The 25,989-nt window shown below is 61.1% G+C and carries 22 protein-coding genes and 2 tRNA genes; 13 read left to right on the plus strand and 11 right to left on the minus strand.

What is annotated here, in order from left to right; all coding sequences use genetic code 11:
• The first annotated feature begins 81 nt into the window (after nt 1–81).
• Nucleotides 82–1,536: a sugar nucleotide-binding protein gene (locus DXC52_RS01925; protein WP_117745928.1), complete on the plus strand. Its 1,455-nt coding sequence runs from the start codon at nt 82–84 to the stop codon at nt 1,534–1,536.
• A 102-nt stretch (nt 1,537–1,638) separates the two neighbouring features.
• Here the strand turns inward: DXC52_RS01925 and DXC52_RS01930 are convergent, their stop codons facing one another.
• Entirely contained in the window at nt 1,639–2,610 is a 972-nt protein-coding gene (locus DXC52_RS01930) for a glycosyltransferase family 2 protein (RefSeq protein ID WP_117745929.1), read from the minus strand.
• A gap of 160 nt (nt 2,611–2,770) precedes the next feature.
• On the opposite strand from DXC52_RS01930, the gene DXC52_RS01935 reads away from it, so the two are divergent.
• The 3 genes from DXC52_RS01935 to DXC52_RS01945 all read left to right on the plus strand — a co-directional run bounded on the left by DXC52_RS01935 (nt 2,771) and on the right by DXC52_RS01945 (nt 4,526).
• On the plus strand, nt 2,771–3,616 hold the full coding sequence (locus tag DXC52_RS01935; protein ID WP_233504732.1) for an ABC transporter permease: 846 nt from the start codon (nt 2,771–2,773) through the stop codon (nt 3,614–3,616).
• An 11-nt stretch (nt 3,617–3,627) separates the two neighbouring features.
• Entirely contained in the window at nt 3,628–4,395 is a 768-nt protein-coding gene (locus DXC52_RS01940; RefSeq protein WP_006236046.1) for an ABC transporter ATP-binding protein, read from the plus strand.
• Between the two features lie 54 nt (nt 4,396–4,449).
• Nucleotides 4,450–4,526: transfer RNA gene (locus DXC52_RS01945), tRNA-Arg, on the plus strand.
• Between the two features lie 307 nt (nt 4,527–4,833).
• On the opposite strand, the gene DXC52_RS01950 is transcribed toward DXC52_RS01945, so the two are convergent.
• The 10 genes from DXC52_RS01950 to aroF form a co-directional block, all read right to left on the minus strand.
• The gene (locus tag DXC52_RS01950; RefSeq protein ID WP_055249956.1) at nt 4,834–5,835 is read right to left on the minus strand and encodes a hypothetical protein; all 1,002 of its coding nucleotides are present in this window, start codon (nt 5,833–5,835) and stop codon (nt 4,834–4,836) included.
• Nucleotides 5,835–6,284: a DUF4869 domain-containing protein gene (locus DXC52_RS01955; protein ID WP_117745930.1), complete on the minus strand. Its 450-nt coding sequence runs from the start codon at nt 6,282–6,284 to the stop codon at nt 5,835–5,837. Before DXC52_RS01955 ends, DXC52_RS01950 begins: the two co-directional genes overlap by 1 nt.
• Nucleotides 6,285–6,414: 130 nt before the next feature.
• Nucleotides 6,415–6,852, minus strand: coding sequence for a type II 3-dehydroquinate dehydratase (aroQ, locus tag DXC52_RS01960; RefSeq protein ID WP_117745931.1), 438 nt, complete (start codon nt 6,850–6,852; stop codon nt 6,415–6,417).
• Nucleotides 6,853–6,916: 64 nt separating this feature from the next.
• Nucleotides 6,917–8,167, minus strand: a complete 1,251-nt coding sequence (locus DXC52_RS01965; protein ID WP_117745932.1) for a shikimate kinase — start codon at nt 8,165–8,167, stop codon at nt 6,917–6,919.
• Nucleotides 8,168–9,313 (minus strand): prephenate dehydratase, encoded by a 1,146-nt coding sequence (gene pheA, locus DXC52_RS01970; RefSeq protein WP_117745933.1) that lies wholly within the window; start codon nt 9,311–9,313, stop codon nt 8,168–8,170.
• Between the two features lie 53 nt (nt 9,314–9,366).
• Complete coding sequence (aroC, locus tag DXC52_RS01975; protein WP_117745934.1) at nt 9,367–10,464, minus strand: chorismate synthase; 1,098 nt, start codon at nt 10,462–10,464, stop codon at nt 9,367–9,369.
• 1 nt (nt 10,465) lies between these two features.
• Nucleotides 10,466–11,785, minus strand: a complete 1,320-nt coding sequence (gene aroA, locus DXC52_RS01980) for a 3-phosphoshikimate 1-carboxyvinyltransferase (protein WP_117745935.1) — start codon at nt 11,783–11,785, stop codon at nt 10,466–10,468.
• Entirely contained in the window at nt 11,779–12,885 is a 1,107-nt protein-coding gene (aroB, locus tag DXC52_RS01985) for a 3-dehydroquinate synthase (protein WP_117745936.1), read from the minus strand. Before aroB ends, aroA begins: the two co-directional genes overlap by 7 nt.
• Nucleotides 12,886–12,921: 36 nt before the next feature.
• The gene (locus DXC52_RS01990) at nt 12,922–13,836 is read right to left on the minus strand and encodes a prephenate dehydrogenase/arogenate dehydrogenase family protein (RefSeq protein WP_117745937.1); all 915 of its coding nucleotides are present in this window, start codon (nt 13,834–13,836) and stop codon (nt 12,922–12,924) included.
• 3 nt (nt 13,837–13,839) lie between these two features.
• Nucleotides 13,840–14,862, minus strand: coding sequence for a 3-deoxy-7-phosphoheptulonate synthase (aroF, locus tag DXC52_RS01995; RefSeq protein WP_117745938.1), 1,023 nt, complete (start codon nt 14,860–14,862; stop codon nt 13,840–13,842).
• 204 nt (nt 14,863–15,066) lie between these two features.
• On the opposite strand from aroF, the gene DXC52_RS02000 reads away from it, so the two are divergent.
• The 9 genes from DXC52_RS02000 to mrdA all read left to right on the plus strand — a co-directional run bounded on the left by DXC52_RS02000 (nt 15,067) and on the right by mrdA (nt 25,989).
• A tRNA-Arg gene (locus DXC52_RS02000) sits at nt 15,067–15,143 on the plus strand.
• 76 nt (nt 15,144–15,219) lie between these two features.
• Nucleotides 15,220–17,937, plus strand: coding sequence for an HAD-IC family P-type ATPase (locus DXC52_RS02005; RefSeq protein WP_117745939.1), 2,718 nt, complete (start codon nt 15,220–15,222; stop codon nt 17,935–17,937).
• Between the two features lie 103 nt (nt 17,938–18,040).
• Nucleotides 18,041–19,183, plus strand: a complete 1,143-nt coding sequence (locus DXC52_RS02010; protein WP_158554575.1) for a zinc ribbon domain-containing protein — start codon at nt 18,041–18,043, stop codon at nt 19,181–19,183.
• A 107-nt stretch (nt 19,184–19,290) separates the two neighbouring features.
• On the plus strand, nt 19,291–19,833 hold the full coding sequence (locus DXC52_RS02015) for a peptidylprolyl isomerase (protein ID WP_006236059.1): 543 nt from the start codon (nt 19,291–19,293) through the stop codon (nt 19,831–19,833).
• Between the two features lie 11 nt (nt 19,834–19,844).
• The gene (locus tag DXC52_RS02020) at nt 19,845–21,152 is read left to right on the plus strand and encodes a tetratricopeptide repeat protein (RefSeq protein ID WP_233504736.1); all 1,308 of its coding nucleotides are present in this window, start codon (nt 19,845–19,847) and stop codon (nt 21,150–21,152) included.
• 124 nt (nt 21,153–21,276) lie between these two features.
• Entirely contained in the window at nt 21,277–22,308 is a 1,032-nt protein-coding gene (locus DXC52_RS02025) for a rod shape-determining protein (protein WP_006236061.1), read from the plus strand.
• Between the two features lie 78 nt (nt 22,309–22,386).
• Nucleotides 22,387–23,328, plus strand: coding sequence for a rod shape-determining protein MreC (gene mreC, locus DXC52_RS02030; RefSeq protein WP_082421788.1), 942 nt, complete (start codon nt 22,387–22,389; stop codon nt 23,326–23,328).
• 11 nt (nt 23,329–23,339) lie between these two features.
• A complete protein-coding gene (locus tag DXC52_RS02035) occupies nt 23,340–23,906 on the plus strand; it encodes a hypothetical protein (protein ID WP_117745941.1) in 567 nt (188 codons plus the stop codon).
• A gap of 13 nt (nt 23,907–23,919) precedes the next feature.
• A complete protein-coding gene (gene mrdA, locus DXC52_RS02040) occupies nt 23,920–25,989 on the plus strand; it encodes a penicillin-binding protein 2 (protein ID WP_117745942.1) in 2,070 nt (689 codons plus the stop codon).

Below are 25,989 nucleotides of genomic sequence, written 5' to 3' on the forward strand. Positions count from 1 at the left end.
GATGCAGGGCATGGGGATGATCCTGCGTCCCCGCGCGGGCGCCCCCGGTTATACAACCTCTTCGATAGGAGCTTTTCCCACATGGCAGACATCGCATTCGAGAAGGACCTCTCCGTCGCGGAGACCGGCATCGGGGGCCTCAAGGTCGTCGACCTCGCCGTCCACGGCGACTCGCGCGGCTGGTTCAAGGAGAACTGGCAGCGCGCCAAGATGTGCGCCCTGGGCATTCCCGACCTCCGCGTCGTCCAGAACAACATCTCCTACAACGACAGCCGCGGCGTCACCCGCGGCATCCACGCGGAGCCCTGGGACAAGTTCATCTCCGTGGCCCGCGGCTCGGTCTTCGGCGCCTGGGTGGACCTGCGCGAGGGAAGCGAGACCTTCGGCAAGGTGTTCACGACCGTTCTGGATCCCAGCAAGGCCATCTACGTCCCGCGCGGCGTGGGCAACTCCTTCCAGGCCCTGGAGGACGGCACCGCCTACACCTACCTGGTGGACGCCCACTGGTCGCTGGAGCTGAAGAAGACCTACACCTTCGTGAACCTCGCCGACCCGGAGCTCGCCATCGAGTGGCCCATCCCGCTCGACGAGGCCACCGTCTCCGATGCCGACCTCAACCACCCGATGCTCAAGGACGTCGTCCCCATGGCGCCCAAGAGGACGCTCGTCACCGGCTGCAACGGCCAGCTGGGCCGCGCGGTCCGCGCGCTCGCCGAGGAGCGCGGCGTGGCGAAGGACTTCGACTTCTGCGACATCGACACCTTCGACATGTCCGACCCGGCGGCCTATTCGCAGTACGACTGGTCGCTCTACGGCACCGTCATCAACTGCGGCGCCTACACCGCCGTGGATAGGGCGGAGACCGCCGAGGGCCGCGCGACCGCCTGGAAGGCCAACGCGACCGGCCCCGCCCTCCTCGCCCGCACATGCTCTGATCACGGGATCACCCTCGTCCACGTGTCCAGCGACTACGTCTTCGACGGCACCGCCGAGGTGCATGACGAGGACGAGCCCCTCAGCCCGCTGTCCGTCTACGGCCAGACCAAGGCCGCCGGCGACATCGCCGTGGCCGGCTGCCCCCGCCACTACATCATGCGCTCCAGCTGGGTCATCGGCGAGGGCCGCAACTTCGTCAAGACGATGAAGGGCCTGTCCGACCGCGTCGCCGACCCCGAGGACGGGCTCGAGCAGGTCACGGTCGTGGACGACCAGCTGGGACGCCTGACCTTCACGCGCGACATGGCCGAGGCCATCTTCCACGTGCTGGGGACGCACGCCCCCTACGGCACCTACGACTGCACCGGCTCCGGCACCGTCAAGTCCTGGGCCGATATCGCCCGCGCCGTCTTCGAGGCCGCCAACGGCAACGGGGACAGGGTCGTGCCGGTATCGACCGCCGACTACTACGCGAGCGCCGAGGGCCCCGTCGCCCTGCGCCCGGTCCACTCCGCGCTCGACCTGTCCAAGCTCGAGGCTGCCGGCTTCCACATGCCCGACTGGGAGGAAGAGCTGGGGGAGTACATCAAGACGCTCTAGCCGCTATTAACTTTTCGAGAGTAAAAGCCGCCGTTCTTTAACGGCGGCTTTTCTTGTTGGTGGCTATCTGCGCAGTGGTGCCAATAGTATTTTGCGGAAGATCTACCTCTCGCTTGGCATGGAAGTAGGGTGGCCGGGCTGGTCGTCGTAGGCGTATTTGCTGTACACGTTGACCTCCCACTGCTTTTTTTCGACCTTTGCTACAGAATCTAGGATGAAGCCGGTCGCAAGGCTCAGGCCGCACAGGAACATAAACGAGGCGGCGAGCACAGAGGTGGGGAAGCGCGGGACGAGGCCGGTCTGGAAATATTCGACAACGATGGGCATGCCCAGGGCGAGGCCGAATACCGCGAACAGAAGCGCAACGAGGCTGAAGAACTTCAGCGGGCGGTAGTCCTTGAACAGCGTGCCGATCATCGCAACGACTTTAATGCCGTCGCTCACGGTGTTGAGTTTGGACTCGGAACCCTCGGGACGGTCGCGGTACTCGATGGGCACATCTTTGATGCGCCAGCGGTGGTCGACGGCGTGGATCGAGAGCTCGGTTTCGATCTGAAAGCCCTCGGAAAGCACTGGGAAGGTTTTAACGAACGGGCGGCTCATGGCGCGGTAGCCTGTCATGACGTCATCGAAGCTGTAGCCATAGATCCACTTGATCATGGCGCGGACCAGATTATTGCCAAAGCCGTGGAAGGCACGCTTGTTCTCCTCGGCGTAGGTGCCGTTGGAAAGGCGATCGCCTACGGTCATGTCGGCCGTGCCGTTAAGGATGGGCTCGCAGAGGGCCTTGGCCGCCTCGGCGGGGTAGGTGTCGTCTCCGTCGACCATCAGGTAGCAATCGGCGTCGATATCGCGAAACATCTGGCGGCACACGTTGCCCTTTCCCTGACGGGGCTCAAAGCGGACTGTGGCGCCGTGCTCGGTGGCGATGCGTGAAGTATCGTCCGACGAGTTGTTGTCATAGACATAGACCGTCGCCTGCGGAAGCTCGCGGTGAAAGTCGTCGATGACTTTGCCGATCGTGAGCGCTTCGTTGTAGCAGGGGATGATCACGGCGATGGATTCAGAATTCACTCAATGCTCCTTAAACATTCAATCCTTGAAAGTATAGCCGTTTGGGCTTGGCATCCTAAGATGTGGGTTAGTTCTCCAGTTTTGTTGCGCGAATCGTTTGCATGACCGTCGGGTCTATACTGTTCGTTTGTCAACGATTACGAGTAAAGGAGTTGCATCCGTGTCGGATCAGACAAAGCAACAAGAAACTCGCAGTCTGCCTGCGACGTTTGCTAAGAACGAATTTGAGAAGGACGCGTTTATCCTTCGTCAGCTGGTTACCAAGGATTTTAAGATCAAGTATCGCCGCAGCGTGTTGGGTGTTGCGTGGTCGGTGCTCAACCCGCTGCTGATGATGATTGTCATGGCCATCGTGTTCTCGACGATTTTTGCCCAGGGCCGCAATGGCTCGATTACGCCCGAGATGTACCCGTTGTACTTGATCGTGGGTAACGTCACCTTTGCCGTTATGTCTGAGTCTACGAATCAGGCGCTGACGTCGATCGTGGGTGCGGCTCCGCTGCTCAAGAAGGTTAAAGTGCACCGCTGGGTCTTCCCAGTACAGAAGGTACTCTTCTCGCTGGTGAACTTTGCCTTCTCTCTGGTCGCCGTTGCCATTGTTATGCTGTGGTTCCACGTTATGCCATCTTGGCATCTCATTCTGCTGCCCGTTTGCCTACTTTTGCTCATGTGCTTCTGCATGGGCCTGGGCATGATGCTATCCGCCCTCACGGTTTTCTTCCGCGACGTTATGCATCTGTGGAGCGTCGTCATCACGGCATGGACTTACATTACGCCCATCTTCTGGACGACCGACTTCATTGCGCAAATGCCGCATCTCGTGCGCATTCTGGTCTATGCGAACCCCATGTACAACTACCTGCAGTTTATGCGTGATATCTTCCTGTTCCAGACCACGCCCTCGCTTATGACGTTTGGTATGTGCGTCGCTTGGGCGGTCCTTGCGCTTGTTATTGGCTACACCGTGTTCCATAAGTCCGAGCGCAAGTTCATCCTCTACATCTAAGGAGTGCTGTGATGACTGAATCTGTTGTTGATTACAGCGAACAGCCTCTGGCTGTCGAGGTCGACGACGTCACCATGATCTTTAACATGGCGTCCGAGTCGCTGACCAACCTCAAGGAGTACTTCATCAAGCTTGCCAAGCACGAGTTGTTCTTTGAGGAGTTTAGGGCGCTCAAGCATATCTCGTTTGATATTCATCGTGGCGAGGTCGTGGGCCTGGTGGGCACCAATGGCTCCGGTAAGTCCACGATGCTCAAGATCATCGCCGGTGTGCTTGAGCCAAGCGAGGGCAGTGTTAAGGTGCACGGTAACATCGCGCCGCTGATTGAGCTTGGTGCTGGCTTTGACCCCGAGCTGACCGCCCGCGAGAACATCTATCTGAACGGCGCCCTGCTCGGCTATACCAAGGAGTTCATCGACGCAAACTTTGACGGCATTATCGAATTCGCAGAGCTGCAGAACTTTGTCGATATGCCGCTTAAGAACTTCTCCTCGGGCATGGTGGCGCGTATCGCCTTTGCAATCGCGACGATTACCGAGCCCGATATTCTGATCGTTGACGAGACGCTGTCCGTCGGTGATGTGTTCTTCCAGCAGAAGTGCGAGGCCCGCATCCAGCACTTTATCCAGAGCGGTGACGTGACGGTTCTGTTCGTTTCGCACTCCATGGAGCAGGTTGAGCGCATCTGCCAGCGTGCCGTTTGGATTGAGAAGGGTGACCTTCGCATGGACGGCCCGGTCGATGAGGTCTGCAAGGCGTACCGCGAGCAGTTCAACTAGGTTATAATTACTTGCGCCTGACGGGCTTGCGCTTGCTTGGGCGTGCGGTTATTTGCTCCATTAGCTCAGTTGGATAGAGCAGGGGACTTCTAATCCCAAGGTCGACGGTTCGAATCCGCCATGGAGCACCATCGTTTATTAAGCCCGGACCGCTTGGTGGTCTGGGCTTTTTCACATGCCGGTGTTCTTTGTTCTTGCCGGGTATACGTTTAGGCCGAAGCCGTGGCGTGAGCTGCTATTGTGCTGCTGATGTGGATTGGTTATACGGCGCGCCAAAGGGGGCTGGAGCCGAGCGTGAGCAAGCCTCTGCTTATGACGCTGCCAGCATCGTGGTTCTTCGCGTCAATCGTACGCTGTGCCTGCGATATTGGATTGGCGTACGTGATCAAGAAGGCGTAACAAAAGCGGGGAGGACCAACTTGGCCCTCCCCGCTGTATCTAGTCTGCCTTCAGGCACTCGGGCAAGACGTTTGCAACTGCATTCATCGCCTGCGGCCTCAGGTACTGCTCATTGAGCTTTACCTTTCTGTAGGCGTAGCGAGTGTCTGCCGAGTATTTGATCAACACATCGGTGAAGAACCGCTCCCAGCTCAGGTAGTCGCGGCTTTCGATATAGCTTGAGGGATCCTCGAGGATTTTTAAGATATCGTTACTGGGAATGAGGCCAGATTGCAGGAGTGTCCACTCGAATGATTCGGGGAGGAACAAGCGTACGTTCTTGTAAACGCGCTGTCCGAGCACCTTTTCGATGTAGGGACCAAATGCTGCTCCGTCTCCAATAGCAAGGATGTTTTGCTCGGGACATTCGTGAATCGTACGTTTTAGATTCGCAACGCCGGTGGCGGTATAGCAGGGGATCCCGAGTCGGTTGCAAAGAGCGTCGTAGAATTGATAGCCAGATTTGCTATCCTCGACAACTACGGCGTCGGGTACCTCGAATCCAACATTTAGATCCTGATACAGCATACTTGCCGTGTGGTCATATAGCGGCTTGGTCACCGAGTAGAAGCGCCTGTCGCTCTTGCGGCCATTGATTGTTTTACTTGTCGTGTTGACTAGCTTCAGGATCTCATCAACGCTGTAGGGGAGCTCGTTGGCATCGCGACGAGATATCAGAACAAAATAGTTGGACGAGCCGTTGACGGCTTTGGCGAAGTCCTTTGAGTAGATAAACTCGTTACCCTCATCTAGAAAGACGATTGAATCTTCGATGATCGATAGCTCGCGCTCCCAGCGTCTGCCGGAAAGCGTTTCGCAAGGCACGTCGCAACTGAGTGCAACGCCGCTTTCCGGTCCTCGGTCGTTGTAGTCGCGAATCATCGAGATGAGCGTCGTTTTACCCGTGCCGCTGTTGCCGCGTATAAAGGAAATATTGCGCTTAAACGTGAGTGTGTATTTGACCTTTGCACGCTCTACGACAACGGTATGCGTTCCCTTCATTACTCATCAACATCCAAAAAGTCATTCGTGGCGCCGACAAACTCCTGCATGTTTCTGACGATGCGGCCATCGTTTTCAACGCGGATTTCAAAGCTCTTCCAGGGGAATTTCATGATGTGGTATAAGGTCACCATCACATCCTGCTCTTTGCCGATCTTGAGTAGCCAGCGGGCACAGTTGTCTCCGCAGGTGGATGCGTTGAACACCATATTTGGGAGATTGCGCACCAGCAGCAGCGTCTTAACGCCGCCGGACAGTTCGAGTGGGGTGATCGAGCCCAGCTGTTTGCTTACGATGTTGTGGGGACCGATGAGCTCTGATCCGTCCACGCTTTTAATAATCTGTGCGGCCATAGGGTCTTCGAACCATGAGTCCAAGTATGAGTTCCTAAAATAGGTTTCGGTATCGTAGATGGAACCGGGGTAATCCCCCAGATGGATGCTTAACATGCGCGTCTCCAGACGTTGTGTGACTGCAATGATTATATGCCAGTAATAAAGTGCCGCCAGTAGCGAGGTTGCTGCTGGCGGCACTGGCATTATTAGCGTGTGAATCGCGTTGATGGATTTGCTCGCGAGGCTACTTTTCGAGACGTTCCCTCAGCAGCTCCAGCGCGTGGGCGTAGCCTTGCAGGCCCTCGCCGGTGATGGTGGCGAAGCAGGCTAGGCGGGCGTAGCTCACCTGGCGGAAGTCTTCGCGCGTCTCTACGGCGCTGATGTGCACCTCGACGGCAGGGATGGCAACGGCCTTGAGGGCGTCGAGGATCGCCACGCTCGTATGCGTGTAGGCAGCCGGGTTGATGACGATGCCGTCGACCTTGCCGTAGGCCTCCTGGATCTTGTCGACGATGTTGCCCTCGTGGTTGGACTGGAAGACCTCGACCTCGTCGAAGCCCTGTGCGGCGCCCGCTTCCTGGCAGATCTGCACTAAGCGGTCGTAGTTGTCGCTGCCATAGATGCCCGGCTCGCGAATGCCGAGCATGTTGAGGTTGGGGCCGTTGATGACGAGTGCTTTCATGGTTGCTTCCTTTGCAGTCGAGAAACCACCACAAAGGTGCCTGTCCCCTTTGTGGTGGTTTTGGTTAGAGGGCGGGTGGGAGGGTGTCGAGGAGGGCTTGGGCGGTGTTGGCGGCGCAGTCGCGTGAGTCGATGATGTAGTCGGCCCAGGCGCGGTAGCGCGGCATGCGCTGCTCGGCAAGTTTATCGATGCCATCACGGGCGGTGATAGGGCGTCCCTTGTGGGCGAGTTCGTCGAGCTTGCGGTTGAGCATCACGATCTGGCTGTTTTGGTGCAGCAGCGGATAGTTTTCGTCGCGCGTGACCACGCCGCCGCCGGTGGAAAGCACCAGGCCGCTGCGCTTGGAAATGTCGGCCAGCTCCGCTGTCTCCTGCTCGCGGAAGGCGGCCTCGCCGCGCTCGACGATAAAGTCGGCGCAGGGCATGTCGAGGCGTTCCTCGAGGGCGCGGTCCAGGTCGATGTGCTCGCGACCCGTGAGCAGGGCAATCTGCTCACCCACGCGGGTCTTGCCCGAGCCCGGCATGCCGATCAGCGCGATGTTCTGTTCGCGGCGTGACAAGCGCTCCGTTATGTCCAGGATGCGCTCGCGCGGGGTGACCTGGCCGGTATAGCGCTCGACGGCCTGTGCCGCTTGGGCCACGAGCATCAGCAGTCCGCCGATGTAGGGGATGCCGCGGCGCTCGGCCTCGAACATCAGACCCGTGCGGGCGGGGTTGTAGACAATGTCGATGACGCCTTCGAGCGCATCGAGTCCTTCGAGCGTGCAGGGGGCGTCGGGGCAGTGGGGGAACATGCCGGCAGGCGTGCAGTTGACGAGCAGCGCGGCATCGGATTGCTGCGCGATGTTGTCGTAATTGACCTCGCTTGTGCGACCCACGGGTACGACGATGGCGCCCAGGTCGTCGAGTACCATGCTGGCCGTAGTGCCGGCACCGCCGGTGGCGCCGAGCACGAGGGCCTTCTTACTGGCAACCTCTACGCCCAGCTCCTCGACCAGGCACTGAAAACCGAAGTAGTCGGTGTTATCGCCGCGCAGGCGGCCGTCGGGCAGGCGCGTGATGGTGTTGACGTTGCCCATGCGCTCGGCGAGCGGGCTCAGCTCGTCCAGGTACTCCATGACGGCGCGCTTGTAGGGGATGGTCACGTTGGTGCCCTCCCACTCGTCGCCCGTCATAAAGGCCGCGAGGTCCTCGGGCTCGCGCTCAAATCGCACGTAATCGAGCCCAGCGAGCTCTTTGTAGATGGTTGGGGTGTAGCTGTGGCCCAACACGCGGCCCAGCACTCCGTAGGGGCGGGTTGCGGCGGTATCGGTCATCTAGAGCACCTCCGTGTAGCTGCCAAAGTAGGTGAAGCTTTCGCACACGTCGTCGATGGAATCGAGCAGGTCGTCGAGGGCCTTGCTGCCAAAGGGGCAGTCCAGATCAAAGTAGAACATAAACTCAAAGTCGCGGCCGGGGATGGGGCGGCTCTCGAGCTTGATGAGGTTGATGTTGAGTGCGTAGAAGCGCTCGAGCACGCGATAGAGGGCGCCCGGCTCGTTGGCCGTGGTGATCATGAGCGAGGTGCGATTAGCGCCGGGGTAGACGCGCGGCTCGCGGATGATGACGACAAAGCGCGTGTAGTTGTTGTCCGAGTCTTGGATATTGGGCTCCAACACCTCGAGGCCATACAGCGTGGCACAGCTGCGCGATGCGATGGCGGCAACATCGGTGCGTTCGGAGTTGGCGACCATCTCAGCCGACATGGCCGTGTTGGGGTACTTGGTGGCGCGCAGGCCGTGGTTCTCGATAAAGCCGGCGCACTGGGCAATGGCTTGGCCGTGGCTGTAGACCTCGCGCACGTCGGCGAGCTTGGTGCCGGGCTTGACGAGCAAGTTGTGGTCGATCTTGAGGCGAAGCGAGCGCACGATGTGGAAGTCGAACTGGGCGAGCAGGTCGTAGACGGCGTTGACCGAGCCGGCGGTGGAGTTCTCGATGGGCAGCACGCCAAACTCGCAGAACCCGTCGCGCACGGCGCGCATGACGCCTTCGAAGGTCTCGAAGAACGCGATGTCGGGTACGTCGAAGAGCTTGCACGCGGCTATCTGGCTATAGGCACCTTCCACGCCCTGGCAGGCGACGGTGGCCGTTTGAGGGAAGGGCGTGTCGGACGCTGCAGCCGTGGCGTGGGCCTTTTGCGAGACGGTGATGCCCTTGAGCTCGTTGATGTAGCGCTGCTGCTCGGCCTTGCTCATGTTCATGAGGAGACGGAACAGGGCGATGGTCTGGGCCTCGTAGCGCTCGGGTGCGCGGCCGGCGAGGTTGTTGAGTTTGGAGCGCTCGCGGGCGGGGTCGAAGACGGCCTTGCCCATCTCGATTTTTGACTTGGCGACCTCGGTGGCAATGTCCATGCGCTCGACAAAGCTGTTGAGGAGCGTGGCGTCGATGCCATCGATGGCCTGGCGAATATCGGCAAGGTCCATGGAGGCCCCTTTCACGTTACGGCTGAGTTGACAGGCAACCCAGGTGAGTCGGGTTAGAGCTGGGCGGCGTCCTCGAGGAGAGCGTCCCAGATGGCGAGGGCGGCGGCTGCCTCGGCTACGGGTACGGCGCGCGGGACGATGCAGGGATCGTGACGGCCGTGGACCGAGAGCTCGGCATTTTCCATGGCGTCCATGTCTACGGTCTGCTGCTCGCGGCCAATTGAGGGCGTCGGCTTTACGGCCATGCGCCACATGACGGGCGCGCCGGTCGAAATACCGCCCAGGATGCCGCCGGCGTTATTGGACTCGACCTTGATCTCGCCGGTCTCGGCATCGATGCGATACGGATCGTTGTTCTCGCTGCCGCGCATGGCGGCCACGGCAAAGCCCATGCCAAACTCCACGCCCTTTACGGCGGGAATGCCAAACGCGATTTGCGCGATGCGGTTCTCGATGCCGTCGAACATGGGGTCTCCCATGCCCGTAGGCAGTCCGTAGATGCCGCACTCCACGATGCCACCGATGCTGTCGAGTTCATCGCGCGCGGCCAGAATCTCCTCGCGCATGCGACCGGCAGCGGCGGCGTCAATGCAGGGCAGGTCGTTCGTAAGAATTGCCTTGCGGTCGGTCTCGCGATAGACCATATCGTCCATCGGCAGGTCGGAGATGCCGCCGATCTGCGCGACGTGCGCCATGACCTCAATGCCGCGGGCCTCGAGTGCCTGCAGCGCAATGCCGCCGGCGATGCATAAGGGTGCCGTTAGGCGGCCGGAGAAATGCCCGCCACCAGCGACATCGTGCATGTTGTGATACTTCACACGCGCCGGGTAATCGGCATGTCCCGGACGGGGCTTGCGGCGCAGCTCGGAGTAATCCTTGGAGCGCGTGTTGGTGTTCTCGATAATCGCGGCGATGGGCGCGCCGGTGGTATGTCCATCGACAACACCGGCGATGATGTGGGCTGCGTCAGCCTCGCGTCGTTTGGTCGCGGTCTCGTCGCGTCCGGGGGCGCGACGGTCGAGGAAGGCCTGCAGCTTCTCCTGGTCCACGGCGATGCCCGCCGGGATGCCATCGAGCGAGCAGCCGATAGCGGGGGAGTGCGATTGACCGAAGATGCTTAAGTGCAAGACGTTGCCAAAGGTCGAGGCCATGCTATTCCTCCTCGAGTGTGACCTTGCCGCCCAGCAGGCGGTAGTGGTCGAAGAAATCGGGATAGGACTTGTTGACGGCCTCGGCGCCGTGGATCACGACCTCGCCGGTGGCGCGGCTCGCGGCGATGGCGGCCATCATGGCGATGCGGTGGTCGTTGTGCGAATCGACCTCACCGCCGGTGAAGGCATCGACGCCCTTGATGATGAGGTCGTCGCCGGCAATACGCACCTGCGCGCCCAGCGCGGTGAGCTCGCGGGTGGTGGTGACCAGACGGTCAGATTCCTTGATGCGCAGGCGCGCACAGTCACGGATGAACGTGCGGCCCTGTGCCAGTGAGGCCACGGCCGAGATAACGGGCACGAGGTCGGGAATGTCGTGGGCGCTCATCTCAAAGCCGGCGAGCTTGTCGGACTGCACGGTGGCGGCGTTGGTGGAGCGCACGATGCGGGCGCCAAAGCGCGAAAGCGCGGCAAGCACGTTGCGGTCGCCCTGTGCGGAGCTCAGGGACACGCCCTCGACGGTGATGGGGTCGGTGCCGATAGCGCCGGCACACAGCCAAAAGGCGGCGTTGGACCAGTCGCCCTCGACGGCTACGCTGCCGGGCGTGCGGTACGAGCCGCTGTTTACGCGGAAGTTCGTGACCTCGGGCTGGCTGTCCTTGGACGGAATACGCTCGACGTTGACTTCGACGCCAAAGGCTTTCATGGCCTGGATCGTCAGGTTGATGTAGGGGCGGCTCTCAATGAGGCCGGTCACCTGCACGCAGGAGGGCTGGGCGAGCAACGGGGCTGCCAGCAGCAGGCCCGAGATGTACTGCGAGCTTACGTTGCCCGGCAGCACAAAGGTGCCCGGGCGCATGCGTCCGCTCGTCTTGAGCGGAAAACCGCCCAGGCCCTGCAGGTCGCAGCCGGCGGCAATGATCTCATCGGAGAGCGGGGAGAGCGGGCGGGCGCCCAGACGGCCCTGGCCCACAAAGGTTGCCTCTGCCCCCAGCGCGCAGGCGACGGGCAGCATAAAGCGGAGCGTGGAGCCGCTCTCTCCGCAGTCGAGCGTGCCGCCCGCAAGTGCCTTGAGCAAGCCGAACTCAATACTCTTCATAGTGGGATGGACCTGGAAGCCGTCCTCAACGGTCTCGATGCGGGCGCCCAGCGCCGTAAGGCAACGCACCGTGGCCTCGATGTCGGCGCAGGTGGTGTTACAGGTGACGTGTGTCTCGCCGTTGGCAAGCGCAGCGCAGATGATCAGGCGGTGCGCCATCGACTTGGACGCGATGGCGGGAACGGTACCCTTAAGTGGGGACGGGGTGATGCGGGCTAGCATGCGGATGCGTCTCCCTTCTGGCCGAGGCCCTCGGCAATGAGTTCGTGGAAAGTGGAAAGCGGCGTGCGGTCGATGCTGCAGCGGCCAATGCCGTGCGGAATCACCAGGTCGATGGTGTCGCCCGCGCGCTTCTTGTCGTGGAGCGCCTCGGCAAAGACGGCATCGGCATTGAGGTCGCAGCGGGTCTTGAGGCCGTGGCGGGCGCAGAGCTCCTCAATACGGCCGGGCAGTGCAGCATCGCAGACGCCGTGCAGGGCCGCGGCGCGCGTGATGATGCCCATGCCGATCGACACGCAGTTGCCGTGTCCAAGCTCAAAGTGCTCGCAGGCCTCGACGGCGTGTCCGGCGCTGTGTCCAAAGTTGAGGAGCTTGCGTTGGTTGGTTTCGCGCTCGTCGGCGACGACCACGGCGCGCTTGATGTCGATATTGCGGGCGATGATGAGCGCTGCGCGGGCCACATCGTGGTTGAGCAGCTCCAGCGTGAGCGGGGTCTTCTCCAGCTCGGCGAAAAGCTCCGGGTCGGCGATCACGGCGTGTTTCACAACCTCGCCGCAGCCGTCGGCGAACTGCTCGGGCGTGAGGGTGGCCAGGCACCCCACGTCGGCGATAACCACGCTCGGCTGCCAAAAGGCGCCGGCCAAGTTCTTGCCAGCAGCCAGGTCGATGGCCGTCTTGCCGCCCACCGACGAATCCACCATGGCGAGCAGGCTCGTCGGGATCTGCACAAACTTGCAGCCGCGCATGTAGGTGGCGGCCACAAAGCCCGCCACGTCGCCCACGACGCCGCCGCCGAGTGCCACGATCACGTCGGAGCGCGAAAGCTCGTGCTCGGCCACAAACTCCAAAATGGCAACATAGGTTTCGGCGCGCTTATGGGCCTCGCCGGCCTCGAAGGTGCAGATGCTCACCTCGTAGCCTGATGCCTCCAGGCTCTGCTTAACGGGCATCTGGTAGAGCGGGCCCACGTTGGTGTCCGTCACGATGACTGCCTTGGCGCCGCCGGCAGTGGCGCGCACGAGCGGTCCCGCCTGCTCCAGCAAAAACGTGCCAACATGCACCTGGTAGGGGCGTGCAGTGTCGATATCGATGGTAATCGCCATAAGCTTCGGTCCTTTCGACCTGGCGTGATAGGTGGTCTAGTGGGAGGCCTCGTCGTCGAGCGCGCGCTTAATGCGGTCGCCCTCGGCAAGGAGATTCTCCAGATAGCGCTGGTCGCGGTCCTTGAGCGCACGGCTGTAGGCGCCAAGCGACTCGATCAGGTGGTCGATTTCGAAGGCGAGCGCGTCGGCGTCGTCGATCATGAGCTCGGACCACATTTGCGGGTTGAGGTGCGCCACGCGGGTGAGATCGCGGTAGCTACCGGCCGAAAAGCCGTGGTGGACCTGGGCGGTCGGGCTTTTGACGTAGGCGTTGGACACCACGTGCGCAAGCTGACTCGTGAAGGCGATGACGCGGTCGTGCTCGGCGGCGCTGGTCACGCTGAACTTGCCAAAGCCCAAGGGGCGCACCATCTCGCGCACCTGGCCCAAAAGCTCCAGCTTAAGGGCATCGTCTACCGCGGGCGGAATGAGCACGAGCGGGGCGCCCTGGAACAGGTCGGCGCGGGAGTGCGCATAGCCCGAGTACTGCGTGCCCGACATGGGGTGCGCGCCCACAAAGTAAAAGCCGTGCTCGCGGGCAAGCTCAAAGGCGCGCTCGCACACAATGCCCTTGACGCCCACGGTGTCGATCACCACGGGACCCATGATGGCCTCGGTATCGGTGGCGTCGGCGAGTGCCTGGGCATGCGCCTCGAGCCACTCGATGCATGCCTCGGGATAGCAGGCAAGGACGATGATGTCGCATTCGCCGAGTGTCTTGTCGTTGAGCTCTCCGGCGACAGTGCCCATGCTGGCGGCCGTCATGACATCGTCATCGGGGTCCCAGGCCAGCACGCGGACGCCCGCCTGCGCATAGCCGCGGGCAAAACTGCCGCCGATGAGGCCAAGGCCGACGATGCCAGCGCACTTGGGGCCGCCCTGGTTAACGCGCGCGTTTCTCACCGTACCCATGGTTTACTCCATGGTCTCTTGGCAGACAACCTCGCGGATGGCGCGGATGCGGCGCATGGTGTCGTCGAATTGATCGGGGGTGAGGGCCTGGGCGCCGTCGGACCAGGCGCGGCTCGGCTCGTCGTGGACCTCGATCTCCAGGCCGTTGGCACCGCAGGCGGTCGCAGCGAGCGCCATGGGCTCGACGTAGCGGGTGTAGCCGGTGGCGTGGCTGGGGTCGGCAACGACAGGCAGGTGTGACAGGTGGTGCAGCACCGGCACGGCGTTGAGGTCGAAGGTGTTACGGGTGCGGGTCTCGAAGGTGCGGATGCCGCGCTCGCACAGGATGACGTTGTCGTTGCCCTCGCTCATGATGTACTCGGCGGCCATAAGCAGCTCATCGATCGTGCCGGACATGCCGCGCTTGAGCAGGATCGGGGTCTTGGTCTTGCCGACCTCCTTGAGCAGGGGGAAGTTCTGGGCGTTGCGGGCGCCGATCTGCATGACGTCAATCTTCTTGTCCAAGAAGACCTGCACGTCGCGTGGGTCCATGATCTCGGTGACGATCGGCATGTCGAGCTCGGCAGACGCCTCGCACAGCAGGTCGAGGCCGGCGGGGCCCATGCCTTGGTAGGCGTAGGGGGAGGTGCGGGGCTTGTAGGCACCGCCGCGCAGCATCGTGGCGCCGGCGGCCTTTACGCGGCGTGCGATGCGAATGAGGTTCTCGCCCTCGACGGAGCAGGGGCCGGCGATGACTTGGAACTGGTCGCCGCCGATCTTGACGCCGTGGCCACAGTCGATGACGGAGTCCTCGGGGTGGAACTTGCGGTTGGCACGCTTAAAAGGCTCGGAGACGCGCTGCACGCGCTCGACGACATCCATGGACTCGAGCAGGAACGGGTCGATCTTGGTCGTATCGCCCACCAGGCCGATGATGGTCTCGTTCTCGCCGCGCGAGACATCGGTCTTCAGGCCTTTTTTCTCAATCCAGCTGACGATATGGCCGACGGCCTCGTCGCTGGCGCTTTGCTTTAGAATTGCAATCATGGTGTGCCTCTCACCTCGATGGATAACCCTTGCAAAAACGGCCCGCATCGCGAGCCGTGTATATATGGTGCATGAGAGTTTATACTATCTGACTCGCTTTTGCCTTCTAAAGTGGGTCGTTGCACCGCGTCTTCCTCGGAATTGCAAAGCTTTTTCTTTTATTTTGATAGCCCGTGGCGCACTTGGGTATAATGCTAATCGTTGGCCCTATTAGCTCAGGGGATTAGAGCGTCTGCCTCCGGAGCAGAAGGCCGTTGGTTCGAATCCAACATGGGGCACCATCGAACGTAAGACCGTCCGAACCTCGCATGGTCCGGGCGGTTTTTCTTATACCGACGCGACGTGATGGGACGTGGTATGACAGCAACGGATATCGAGCGCGGACTTTCGACCGCCGAGGTCGAGGAGCGCATCGCCGCCGGTAAGATTAACCGCAACATGGAGCTCAAGACCAAGTCGGTCAAAGAGCTCATCATCGAGAACCTCTGCACGTTGTTCAATTTGATCAACGTGATCTTGGCGTTCCTGGTCATTCTGACCGGTTCGTTTAAGAATCTGACGTTCCTGTTCGTGGTGTTCCTCAATACCGCTATTGGCGTCATTCAATCCATGCGTTCCAAGAAGATGGTCGATAAGCTCACGCTGCTGACCTCTAAGAAGGCCATCGCGGTGCGCGACGGCGCCGAGGTGGAGCTCGACCTGGACCAGATCGTGCTCGACGACATCATCCGCCTGGGGCGCGGCGACCAGATTCCCGCTGACGCCGTGGTGGTTTCGGGCGAGGCACTCGTGAACGAGAGCCTGCTGACGGGCGAGAGCGACCTTATTAAGAAACAGCCCGGTTCCGAGCTCATGAGCGGCAGCTTTATCGACTCGGGCCTGCTGCGCGCCCGCGTGATCCATGTCGGCGCCGACAACTACGTGGCCAAAATTAATAACGAGGCCAAATACGTCAAAAAGGTCAATTCCGAGATCATGAACGCGCTTAACGCCATCGTGCGCTTTGCGAGCATCATCATGATCCCGCTCGGTTTGGCGTTGTTTGCCTCGAGTGTGAGTGGGCTGTGGGATGCCGCGGGAACCCCGGGCGATAGCGCGCTTTCGTGGTGCTTCTCCGAGCTGTTTGCTGGTCATGTGCCTTCGTCGGCGCTGCTGTCCACGGTGGGCGCCCTGCTGGGCATGATCCCGCAAGGCCTGGTGCTGCTGACCTCGTCAGTGCTCGCCATCGCCACGGTGCGCCTGGCCCGCCGCAAGGTGTTGGCGCAGCAGCTCTACTGCATCGAGACGCTCGCTCGCGTCGACGTGCTGTGCCTGGACAAGACGGGCACCATCACGTCGGGCCGCATGGAGGTCGAGGGCACGTATCCGCTGCCGGTTGAGGGTGTGAGCCTAGGCGCCGGCTCGGACGAGGCGGCTGTTCCCGTCGATACCACGGTGCTCGATTTTGCGCTGGCTAACGTCGCGCGTGCGACTTCGGCCGATGCCAATGAGACCTGTCAGGCGCTGCTCAACTACTACGCCGACCGCCCGGTCGAGGCGTCTGAGCCGCTGGCGGTCATTCCGTTCTCGTCGTCCAAAAAGTGGAGCGGTGCCTCGTTTGCGCAGGGCTCCTATGTGATGGGCGCAGCGCAGTTTGTGCTCTCTGATCGTGCGTTTGCGCAGGTCGAGAACCGTGTGGCCGAGCTTGCCGACACCTGCCGCGTGCTTGTGGTGGCTCGCGTGGACGGCTTTACGCCCGATGGCGATATGGTGGGCGAGGCTGAGCCCGTGGGCTTTGTGACCATCCGCGACGAGATTCGTACCTCGGCGGCCGAGACCATCGGCTACTTTAACGAGCAGGGCGTGACCCTCAACGTGATCAGTGGCGACGACCCGCGTACGGTGTCGTCGATCGCGCGTGTGGTGGGCGTGCCGGGGGCGGACGCTTATGTGGACGCCACGACGCTCGATACGCCGGCCAAGCTCGATGCCGCGGTGGACCGCTACCATGTCTTTGGTCGTGTGACCCCGCAGCAGAAGCGCGAGCTCGTGCAGGCGCTCAAGCGCCGCGAGCATACCGTGGCCATGACGGGCGACGGCGTCAACGACGTGCTGGCGCTCAAGGAGGCCGACTGCTCCGTGGCCATGGCGGCCGGCTCCGATGCCGCGCGCAACGTGGCCGAGATCGTACTCGTCGACAACGACTTTGCCTCGATGCCCGCCGTGGTGGCCGAGGGCCGTCGCTCCATCAACAACCTACAGCGTTCGGCCTCGCTGTTCCTGACCAAGACGCTGTTCTCGATGGGCCTGGCGGCGCTGTGTATCGCGCTGCCGCCGTACCCCTTCGAGCCCATCCAGATGACGCTCATCAACTTCTTCTGCATCGGCGCGCCGGGCTTTGTGTTGGGCCTGGAGCCCAACAATGCTCGCGTGAAGGGTGCGTTTTTGACCAACGTACTCAAGCGCGCACTGCCGGCGTCGATTGCGGTCATTTTGGCTGCGGCGCTCGATATCTTTGTGGCGCGCGTGTTTGGCTTTAGCCAGCTCACGCTGTCTACGATGTGCCTGCTTACGTCGTGCGCGGCGAGCGTCAGCCTGATTTGGCGCATCTCGCAGCCTCTCACGCCCTTACGTGTGGTGCTCTTTGTGTTTGTCGTCGCCGGCATCCTAGTGGGCGTTATCGGATTCCCGGAGCTGCTGTCTATTGCCAACCTGTCGATGGGCCAGATGGTTATCTTGGCTGTCATCGTGGTCTTTACCTGCTCGGTGTTCTTTAAGCTCGCCACGATGATGGATTCGCTCAAGCCGCGTCGTCGTCATGCCGCAACTGGTTTTGGCCGCGGTGTGCGCGTCCACCTGGGTCGCGGTGGCGGCAAGGTGAGCTCGACGGGCTCGACGGCCGAGCGTTTTGCCAAGCGCGTTGCCGCCGACATGGCGCAGCGACGCGAAGATCGCACCGCTCGCGAGGCCCGCGCACTCGAGGGCGTGGCCCAGGCCCAGCCCAAGAAAAAGAAGAGTACCGGAGCTAAGCGCTCTCGTGTGACCAAGTCCGCCCAAGGCATCAAAGTCTCGATGCCAAGCAAAAAGAAGAAGTAGCTACGCGCCCTGGCGATGTTGAATTGGTGCCTTGTTCCTGTGGGGCCGTGGCGATGTTATGCTCTAACCTCGATTGTTTGAATTGCTTCGAAAAGAGGATGCCGTGATCTGCCCGCATTGCCTTAAGACTATCGAGGACGGCGCCTCGTTCTGCCCCTACTGCAACGCCTATGTGGGTCCGGGCGATGGTCCCGAGCACACCGAGTTCGTGTTCTGTGAGGGCTGCGGTGCCCGTCTTTCTCCACATGATCGTACGTGCCCCAAATGCGGACGCCCCGCTCCGGGTATCCTCTCCGAGGACGCGGCCGCATCCGACCTGGCGGCGGGCCGCACGGCGGGCTTTCCGCGCCTAACGCAAGAGCAGATCGATACCGAGGTGCCGCATGCGCCGGCCTCTGCCGCTGCGGTGCTTTCGGATGCCGCCGATCCTAACGAGACCTGCGTGCTGCCGGCTTTCGATAAGGATTTCGGTATCCCCAAGGTCGATATTCCCACGCCCGTTTCCCTGCATGACGATGCTCAAAAACCCAAGCGCAAGGTGCATCCCGACGAGGATGCCTATCACAAGCACAAGCGTCATATCCCCAAGCCGCTCATTATCATCGCGGTCCTTGCCGTCGTTTGTGGCGGTGCCTATTGGTTCGTGACGGCCGATCCCATGGGTGTCATGCCTGGTTTTTACGACCAGTTTGGCCAGGCTGCGCAGACGACCTTCCCCACGCGCCAAAAGGGCGAGGCGACTGAGGACGATGCCAAGCAGGACGATGCTGCCGAGGTGGTCCAGGAAGAAACCGTGCTCACCGATGATCAGCTCTATACCAGACTCGACGGTCTGTATCAGACCATCGTGTCCTACGGTGATGAGGACCAGATCGGCGAGGTCATCGATTCCTTTAACAACGGCTATCTCCGAACGCCGCTGTCCACTCGCCAGGAGCTGTCGCAGAATGCCTACGCCCTGCGCGACCAGATCAAAAAGACGCAAGATGAGCTTAACAACCTTAAGTATCAGGACGATACGGTCTATGCGGATGACATCGCCCACTTAAAACAGCTTGCCGAGTGGATGTATGAGCGCGTCGACGTGATCTGCCAGAGCTGGGACATCTCGCTGGCCATTCCCGATGGTGAGTCGATGAGTTCCCACCAAAGCGAGATCCTGGCGCCCATCGCGCAGGGCGGCAACAGCGCGCTGAACCAGTACGACGCCAATGTGGGTTCCTGGAAGCCGCAGCAGCGTTCCTAAAATTAGTTCGCCATAGTCGGCATAATCTACGTGCGCAATTGATGTAAGCACGTGCTTATTGCTACAATTCGTACAAATATGCTTTAAACGCACGAGGAAGGAACCACATGTTTGGTTTTAAGAAAGAGCTCTACACGCCCGAGTATCAGCTTGCCGGCGACGAGTGCGCCGTTATCGAGACGTCGAAGGGTACCATCAAGGTCAAGTTTGACGGCGAGGGCGCTCCCATTCATGTCGCGAACTTCTGCGAGCTTTCCACGATGGGTTTCTATGATGGCCTTAAGTTCCATCGCTATGTGCCCGGCTTTGTCATTCAGGGCGGCGACCCCAATACCCGCGATATGTCCGGCGCCGACGTTGCTGCCGGTCTTGAGGGCCCCGACGGCATGCCCGGTACCGGTGGCCCCGGCTACTGCATCAAGGGCGAGTTTGCCACCAATCCGCGCAACAGCCATGTCGATGGTGCCCTTGCCATGGCACGCTCCATGGACCCCGATTCCGCGGGTTCGCAGTTCTACTTCTGCCTGGGTGCCCAGCATAACCTCGATTCCGGTTACACCGTCTTTGGTACCACGGTCGAGGGTCTCGATGTGATTTCGCAGCTGCGTGCCGGCGACGAGATCGTCCATGTCGAGATCGTTCACGAGTAAAGGGGACTTCCTTGAATAGCCAGCTGATCCAACAGGGCCGCGCCGCTTACCGCGCGGGTGATTTTTCCGCTGCAGCCCAGATGCTTGGGGCGGCAAAGACTCCCGATGAGATTATGGGCGAGGCCGACCACCTTCGTGGCAACGCCCTGATGCACCTGGGCATGTATGCCGAGGCCGCCGAGGCCTATGCTGCCGCCCTCAACGACGGCACCTATGGCAAGCGCGGCGCGCTGCTCACCAACCGCGGCAAGGCGCTCGCCGCCGTGGGCGACTACACGACGGCCGCTCAGGCGTTTTCTGCCGCTACGCAGGATGCTTCCTACGCCACGCCGTTCAAGGCCTATCTGGGCCTGGGTAACGCGCTGTTCCAGTCGGGTGACTATGCCAACGCGGGTACTGCTTTCCGTCAGGCTGCCATCGACGGCGCCAATCCGGCTCCTGCCGCCGCACTCGGCGAGCTCGGTCTTTGCTTCATTAAGCTCGGCCGTCCGGCAGATGCCGTGGAGACCTATCGCACGGCTATCGACTTTGCCGGCCCCCGCGACGACACGCGTGCGCTCAACGCCGGCATGGGTCAGGCGCTTTCTGCCGCCGGCCGTCCCTCCGACGCACTCGACGCCTTTAACGCCGCTACTGCCGATGGCATCTACCAGCTCACCTCCGAGCAGGCCGATGAGCTTGCCCGCGTGCACGATTCGCTTGCCGCGCTGTCTGCCCAGACGGCTATGGCCACGGCTCCGGCACCCGCGATGGACGCTCCTGCCGTTGATCCGCTCGATCCTACGGGCGCGACCGGTCAGTTTATGCCCGACCCCTCGGACACCGGTTTCTTTACGCTGTCCGAGTCCGAGATGGTCCAGCAGGATCGTCAAGATCGCAAGCAGGCCAAGGTCCGTCGTCGCCATCGCCACACGGGTCTCAAAGTCTTCATCGTGCTGCTTCTGCTCATTTTGATCGCCGCGGGCGGTCTGGGCTTTGCCTACACGCGCGGCTTTGGCTTCCCGTCCCAGGAGTCTGTCGTTACTGATCTGTTCCAGGCTGCCGGCGACGGTGACACCGCAAAGGCCGAGTCTTGCCTGGCCTCGAGCCTGCCCGAGGACGCCAAGTCGATGATCATCTCCTCGATTCCGCAGGGTGCCACCGTGTCCGTCGAGGGCATGGATCAGTCCATGACCGAGACGACCGCTAAGGTGAAGGCATCGCTGTCCAAGGGCGGCGAGCAGGAGTACACCGTCAAATTCGTGCGCTCCGACAACCATATCGGCTGGGCCGTTTCCTCGCTCGATATGGATTTCTCGGCTGCTGACAACCAGCAGTGACCTTATGGGATTTAGCTTTGCCCGGTGCTTCACCGCAAGTGAGGTGCCGGGCTTGCGCTAGTATGATGAGTTAGTAGTTTTCCAGCAATCATCCAACACATCAGGAGTTGCGTTGTTTTCTTTGATGGATATGTTCTTCGGTAGCTATGCGGGCGATCTTGCCATCGACCTCGGCACCGCAAATACGCTTGTCTCCGTGCGCGGCAAGGGCATCGTTATTCGCGAGCCCTCTGTTGTCGCCATCGACAAGAACGACGAGCGCATCCTGGCGGTCGGTATCGAGGCAAAGCGCATGCTCGGCCGTACGCCCGGCAACATCGTGGCCGTTCGTCCCCTGAAGGACGGCGTCATCGCCGACTTCGATGTTACCGAGGCCATGCTCCGCTACTTTATCGACAAGGCTTCCGAGAAGCGCTATCCGTGGACCCCGCGTCCGCGCGTTGTCGTCTGCGTTCCCTCCGGTGTCACGTCGGTCGAGAAGCGCGCTGTCTTTGAGGCCACGATCCAGGCCGGCGCTCGCCAGGCCTACCTGATCGAGGAGCCCATGGCCGCCGCTATCGGCGCCGACCTGCCCGTCGAGGAGCCCACCGGCTCCATGGTCATCGACATCGGTGGCGGTACCACCGAGGTTGCCGTTATCGCTATGGGCGGCATCGTCGTCTCGCAGTCCATCCGTATTGCCGGTGACGAGTTCGACCAGGCCATCCTCACGCACGTTCGCGATGCCTACAACCTGGCCATCGGCGAGCGTACGGCAGAGGACATCAAGATCAAGGTCGGCTCCGCCGTGCCGCTCAAGGACGAGCTCGATGTCGAGGTCAACGGCCGTGACGTGATCACGGGCCTGCCCAAGACCGTGCGCATCGAGAGCGAGGAGATCCGTCGCGCGCTCAACAAGCCGCTCGACGAGATGGCCAAGGCCGTTAAGGACGCCCTCGATGCCACGCCGCCCGATCTTGCCTCTGACCTTATGTACTACGGCATTTTGCTGACCGGTGGCGGCGCGCTGCTGCGCGGTCTCGACGTGCGCCTGCGCGATGAGACCGGCGTTTCGGTCAACGTCAGTCCTACGGCGCTTGATAACGTCGTTAACGGCTGCGCCCGCGTGCTCGAGGCCAATGCGTTTGATGGCGGCTTCGTCCAGACCAATGCTTAATTTCCAAAAGGTGGATTCCATTTGGCACGATCTTCGGGTTTCTCCACAAATCTGAATACCAAGCGACAATCAACGGGTATGCGCCCGTTGATTGTTTTCAGCCTGATTTCGGTGTTGCTGCTCACGTTTTACATCCGCGAGGGCGAGGCGGGACCGATTCATGCCGTGCGTTCGGGCGTAACGACGATTACCTCGCCGGTGCGCTTTGTGGGTTCGGCTGTGGCGGCTCCCTTCAATGCGATCGGCAACGTGTTCTCTAACCTTACGGCGTCGCAGGACACGCTTGACGAGCTTAAGAAGCAAAACGAGGAACTGACCTCTAAGGTCGCCGAGCTTTCTGAGGCTCAAAAGACTGCCGAGCGCCTGGAGGGCCTGGTCGGGCTGCAATCGACCTACAACCTCAAATCGACCGCTGCTCGTATTGTCGGCGCCTCCGGCGATGCCTGGACCTCGACCGTCACGATTGATAAGGGTTCTGCCGACGGGCTTACCATCAACATGCCTGTGACGAGTTCGGCCGGTGTTATCGGCCAGATTATCGAGGTATCGGCCAAAACGTCGACCGTGCGCCTGATTGGCGACGAGAACTCGGGCGTGTCCGCCATGGTGCAGGACACGCGCGCCCAGGGCATGCTGCAGGGTCAGGCTGACGGCACGCTGCGTCTTGAGTACGTGAGCGTCGACTCCGATGTTAAGGTTGGCGACATCATCGTGACCTCGGGCATCGGTGGCGTGTTCCCCAAGGGTCTACCGCTCGGCACCGTCTCGTCGGTTGAGAAATCGGCAAACGATGTGTACTACACCATTGTGGTGCGTGCTCAGACCACGGCCGAGAACAACGAGGAAGTGCTGGTTATTACCTCGCTGACCGACGAACAGTCGGCCTCGGATGAGGACGTGAGCACGGCCAACAGCACGCCGCAGGGAACGTCGCGCGATGCTGCGACCAAGACGAAGGACGAGAGCTCGGATGACAGTTCCGACACGTCCGAGACGACCGATTCTGGCTCGAGCGAATAGGGGGCATGTCCATGGATCTACACGAGCAGGGGATGAGCTCCCGCACGTTTGTGATCGCCGCCATCGTGTGCGTGCTGCTGCAGGCAGGCCTGGCACCGCAGATCTCCATTGCGGGCGGTCGCGTCAACTTCATGATTATCCTGGTGTGCCTAAGCGTGTTCTCGGGCGACCCGACCCGTGCCGTCGTGTGCGGTTTTTGCAGCGGCTTGTTTTATGACCTGTCCGCTGCCGTGCCGGTGGGCGTTATGTCGCTCCTGCTGACCGTGGGTTCTTTTGCCCTGGTGCACAGCGCCGTCGGTCAGACGGGCGGTACCCCGAGTGCGCGCGGCATCACTGTGGGCGCCTTCGCGCTCGTCATTAATGTGATCTACAGCATCATCTTGCTGTTTATGGGTTTGGAGACGAGCTTTGTTGTGGCGATCTTCGGCCATGCGCTGCCGTCCTCGATCCTGACGGGTCTGGTTGCCATTCCGTTTTTGATGTCCGGCGTCGTGCCGCAGTCCGGCTATGGATTCTCCGCACGTGGCGGACGCCAGACGGGTATGCGCTTTAAGCCCAAGACCCGCAAGCTCAAATAGGGGAGGCCCGTAGATGTCTTCCCAGTTGACGGTTATTATCGCCGGTATCGTGCTGGTTGTGGCCATCGTGGTCGCGCTGGTCATCATGCGTCGTGGCGATTCCCGTTTTACCTACGATACGCAGCATGGAACGGCCCCGCGCGCCACCGAGGGCGAGGGCAATACCGCGGCGACCGCCTTTAAGGGCCGCTTTTCCATCCTCACCACGGGTGTGGGTGCGATGTTTGCGGCACTTGCCGTCAAGCTGTGGGGCATGCAGATGGTCTCGTCGGACTATTACGAGAAGCAGGCCAATAGTAATCAGACTCGCACCGTTACCACACCCGCTGTGCGTGGTCGCATCCTCGACCGCAATGGCGTGGCGCTTGTCCAGAACCGTCCCTCACTTGCTGTCGTGGCCTACCGCGACCTTGCCGAGGATGAGGTTCTGGTTCGCCATCTTGCCAACGTGCTTGGAATGCCTTATGTGGCGGTCCTTCGCAATATTCAGGACAATACAGAGGGCGCTCAGAGCCTGCATACCATCGCGACGGACGTCCGTCGCTCCACGGTTGCCTATATCAAGGAGCACGCCGGCGAGTTCCCGGGCGTCAAGATTGCCGAGCGTACCGAGCGCCAGTATCCATACGGCGAGACGGCATGCCATATCTTGGGCTATACCGGCACCATTACCTCCGAGCAGCTCGAGGCCCAGAATAAGAAAACCTCTGGCGATGATGATGCTTCTGCTGGCAAGATTACGTACCAGTCGGGCGATATCGTGGGCCAGGCGGGCGTTGAGAGCTACTACGAAAACCTGCTGCAGGGTATTCGTGGCGAGCAGACCGTCAAGGTCGATGCCTCGGGCAATGTGACCGGTCAGGCCGGCGCCGTGTCCGCGAAGGCCGGCTCCGACATTAAGCTCACGCTCGACCTTAAGATCCAACAGGCCTGTGAGACGGCGCTGGCGAGCGCTATCGAGCTTGCCAAGACCACTGGCTACAGCAATGCCGGCAACGGCGCTGTGGTGTGTCTCGATCCCAACAATGGCGAGATCCTGGGCATGGCGAGCCAGCCCAAGTTCGATCCGTCCGTCTTTATCGGCGGCGTCTCAAATGACGTGTGGACCGAGCTCAATGATGACAAGGGTTCGCACCCGCTGCTCAACCGCGCCATTAGCGGACAGTACATGTCGGCCTCGACCATCAAGCCGCTCTCGGCACTGGCCGGTCTTGAGTTTGGAACCTACACTTCAACGCAGACAACCAACTGCACGGGTTATTGGACGGGTCTGGGCAAGGCTTGGGGCAAGCGCTGCTGGCTGACGTCTGGCCACGGCACCATGACGCTGCAGTCGGGTATCGCCAACTCGTGCGACCCCGTCTTCTACGACATGGGTAAGGCGTTCTTTTATGACGAGCAACATCCCGAGGGCCTGCAGGAGGTCTTTCGTCGCTGGGGCCTAGGCAAGACCTGCGGTATCGATCTGCCGAGTGAGGGCGCGGGTCGTATTCCCGATGCCGAGTGGAAAGAGTCGTACTTCACCGACGCCTCTGCCGAGGACCGCAAGTGGAATGCCGGCGATATGACCAACATTGCTATCGGCCAGGGCGACATCCTGGTGACGCCCCTGCAGATGGCGTGCGCCTATATGGGTCTTGCCAACGGCGGCAAACAGTACGTGCCTCACGTATTTTTGTCTGCCGTGTCGCGCGATGGCGACGGCGATGCCTATAAGTACAATGGCAAGGGCAAGAAGAAGCGCCTGGAGGCCAAGATCAACAGCGATTCGGATTTGGCTCTTGTTCGCAACGGCATGCACGACGTGATTTACACGGCATCGACGTCCCTGGCGGCGCACTTTGGCACCCTGACGCCGCAGGTATACGGCAAGTCGGGCACGGGCGAGAAAAGTGGCGAGGACGAATACGCGTGGTTCTGCGCCTATGCACCGGCCGATGATCCCAAGTATGTCATCGCTACCGTCCTGGAGCAGGGCGGCGGTGGCTCAGATACCGCGATGCATGTCGTGCGCGACGTGCTCGGCGTGATTTATGACGAGCCCGATACCTCTTCGGCCTCGGGCGATTCTTCGGTTCGATAG

The sequence above is a fragment of the Collinsella sp. TF05-9AC genome (assembly GCF_003438495.1).
Lineage (GTDB): Bacteria > Actinomycetota > Coriobacteriia > Coriobacteriales > Coriobacteriaceae > Collinsella.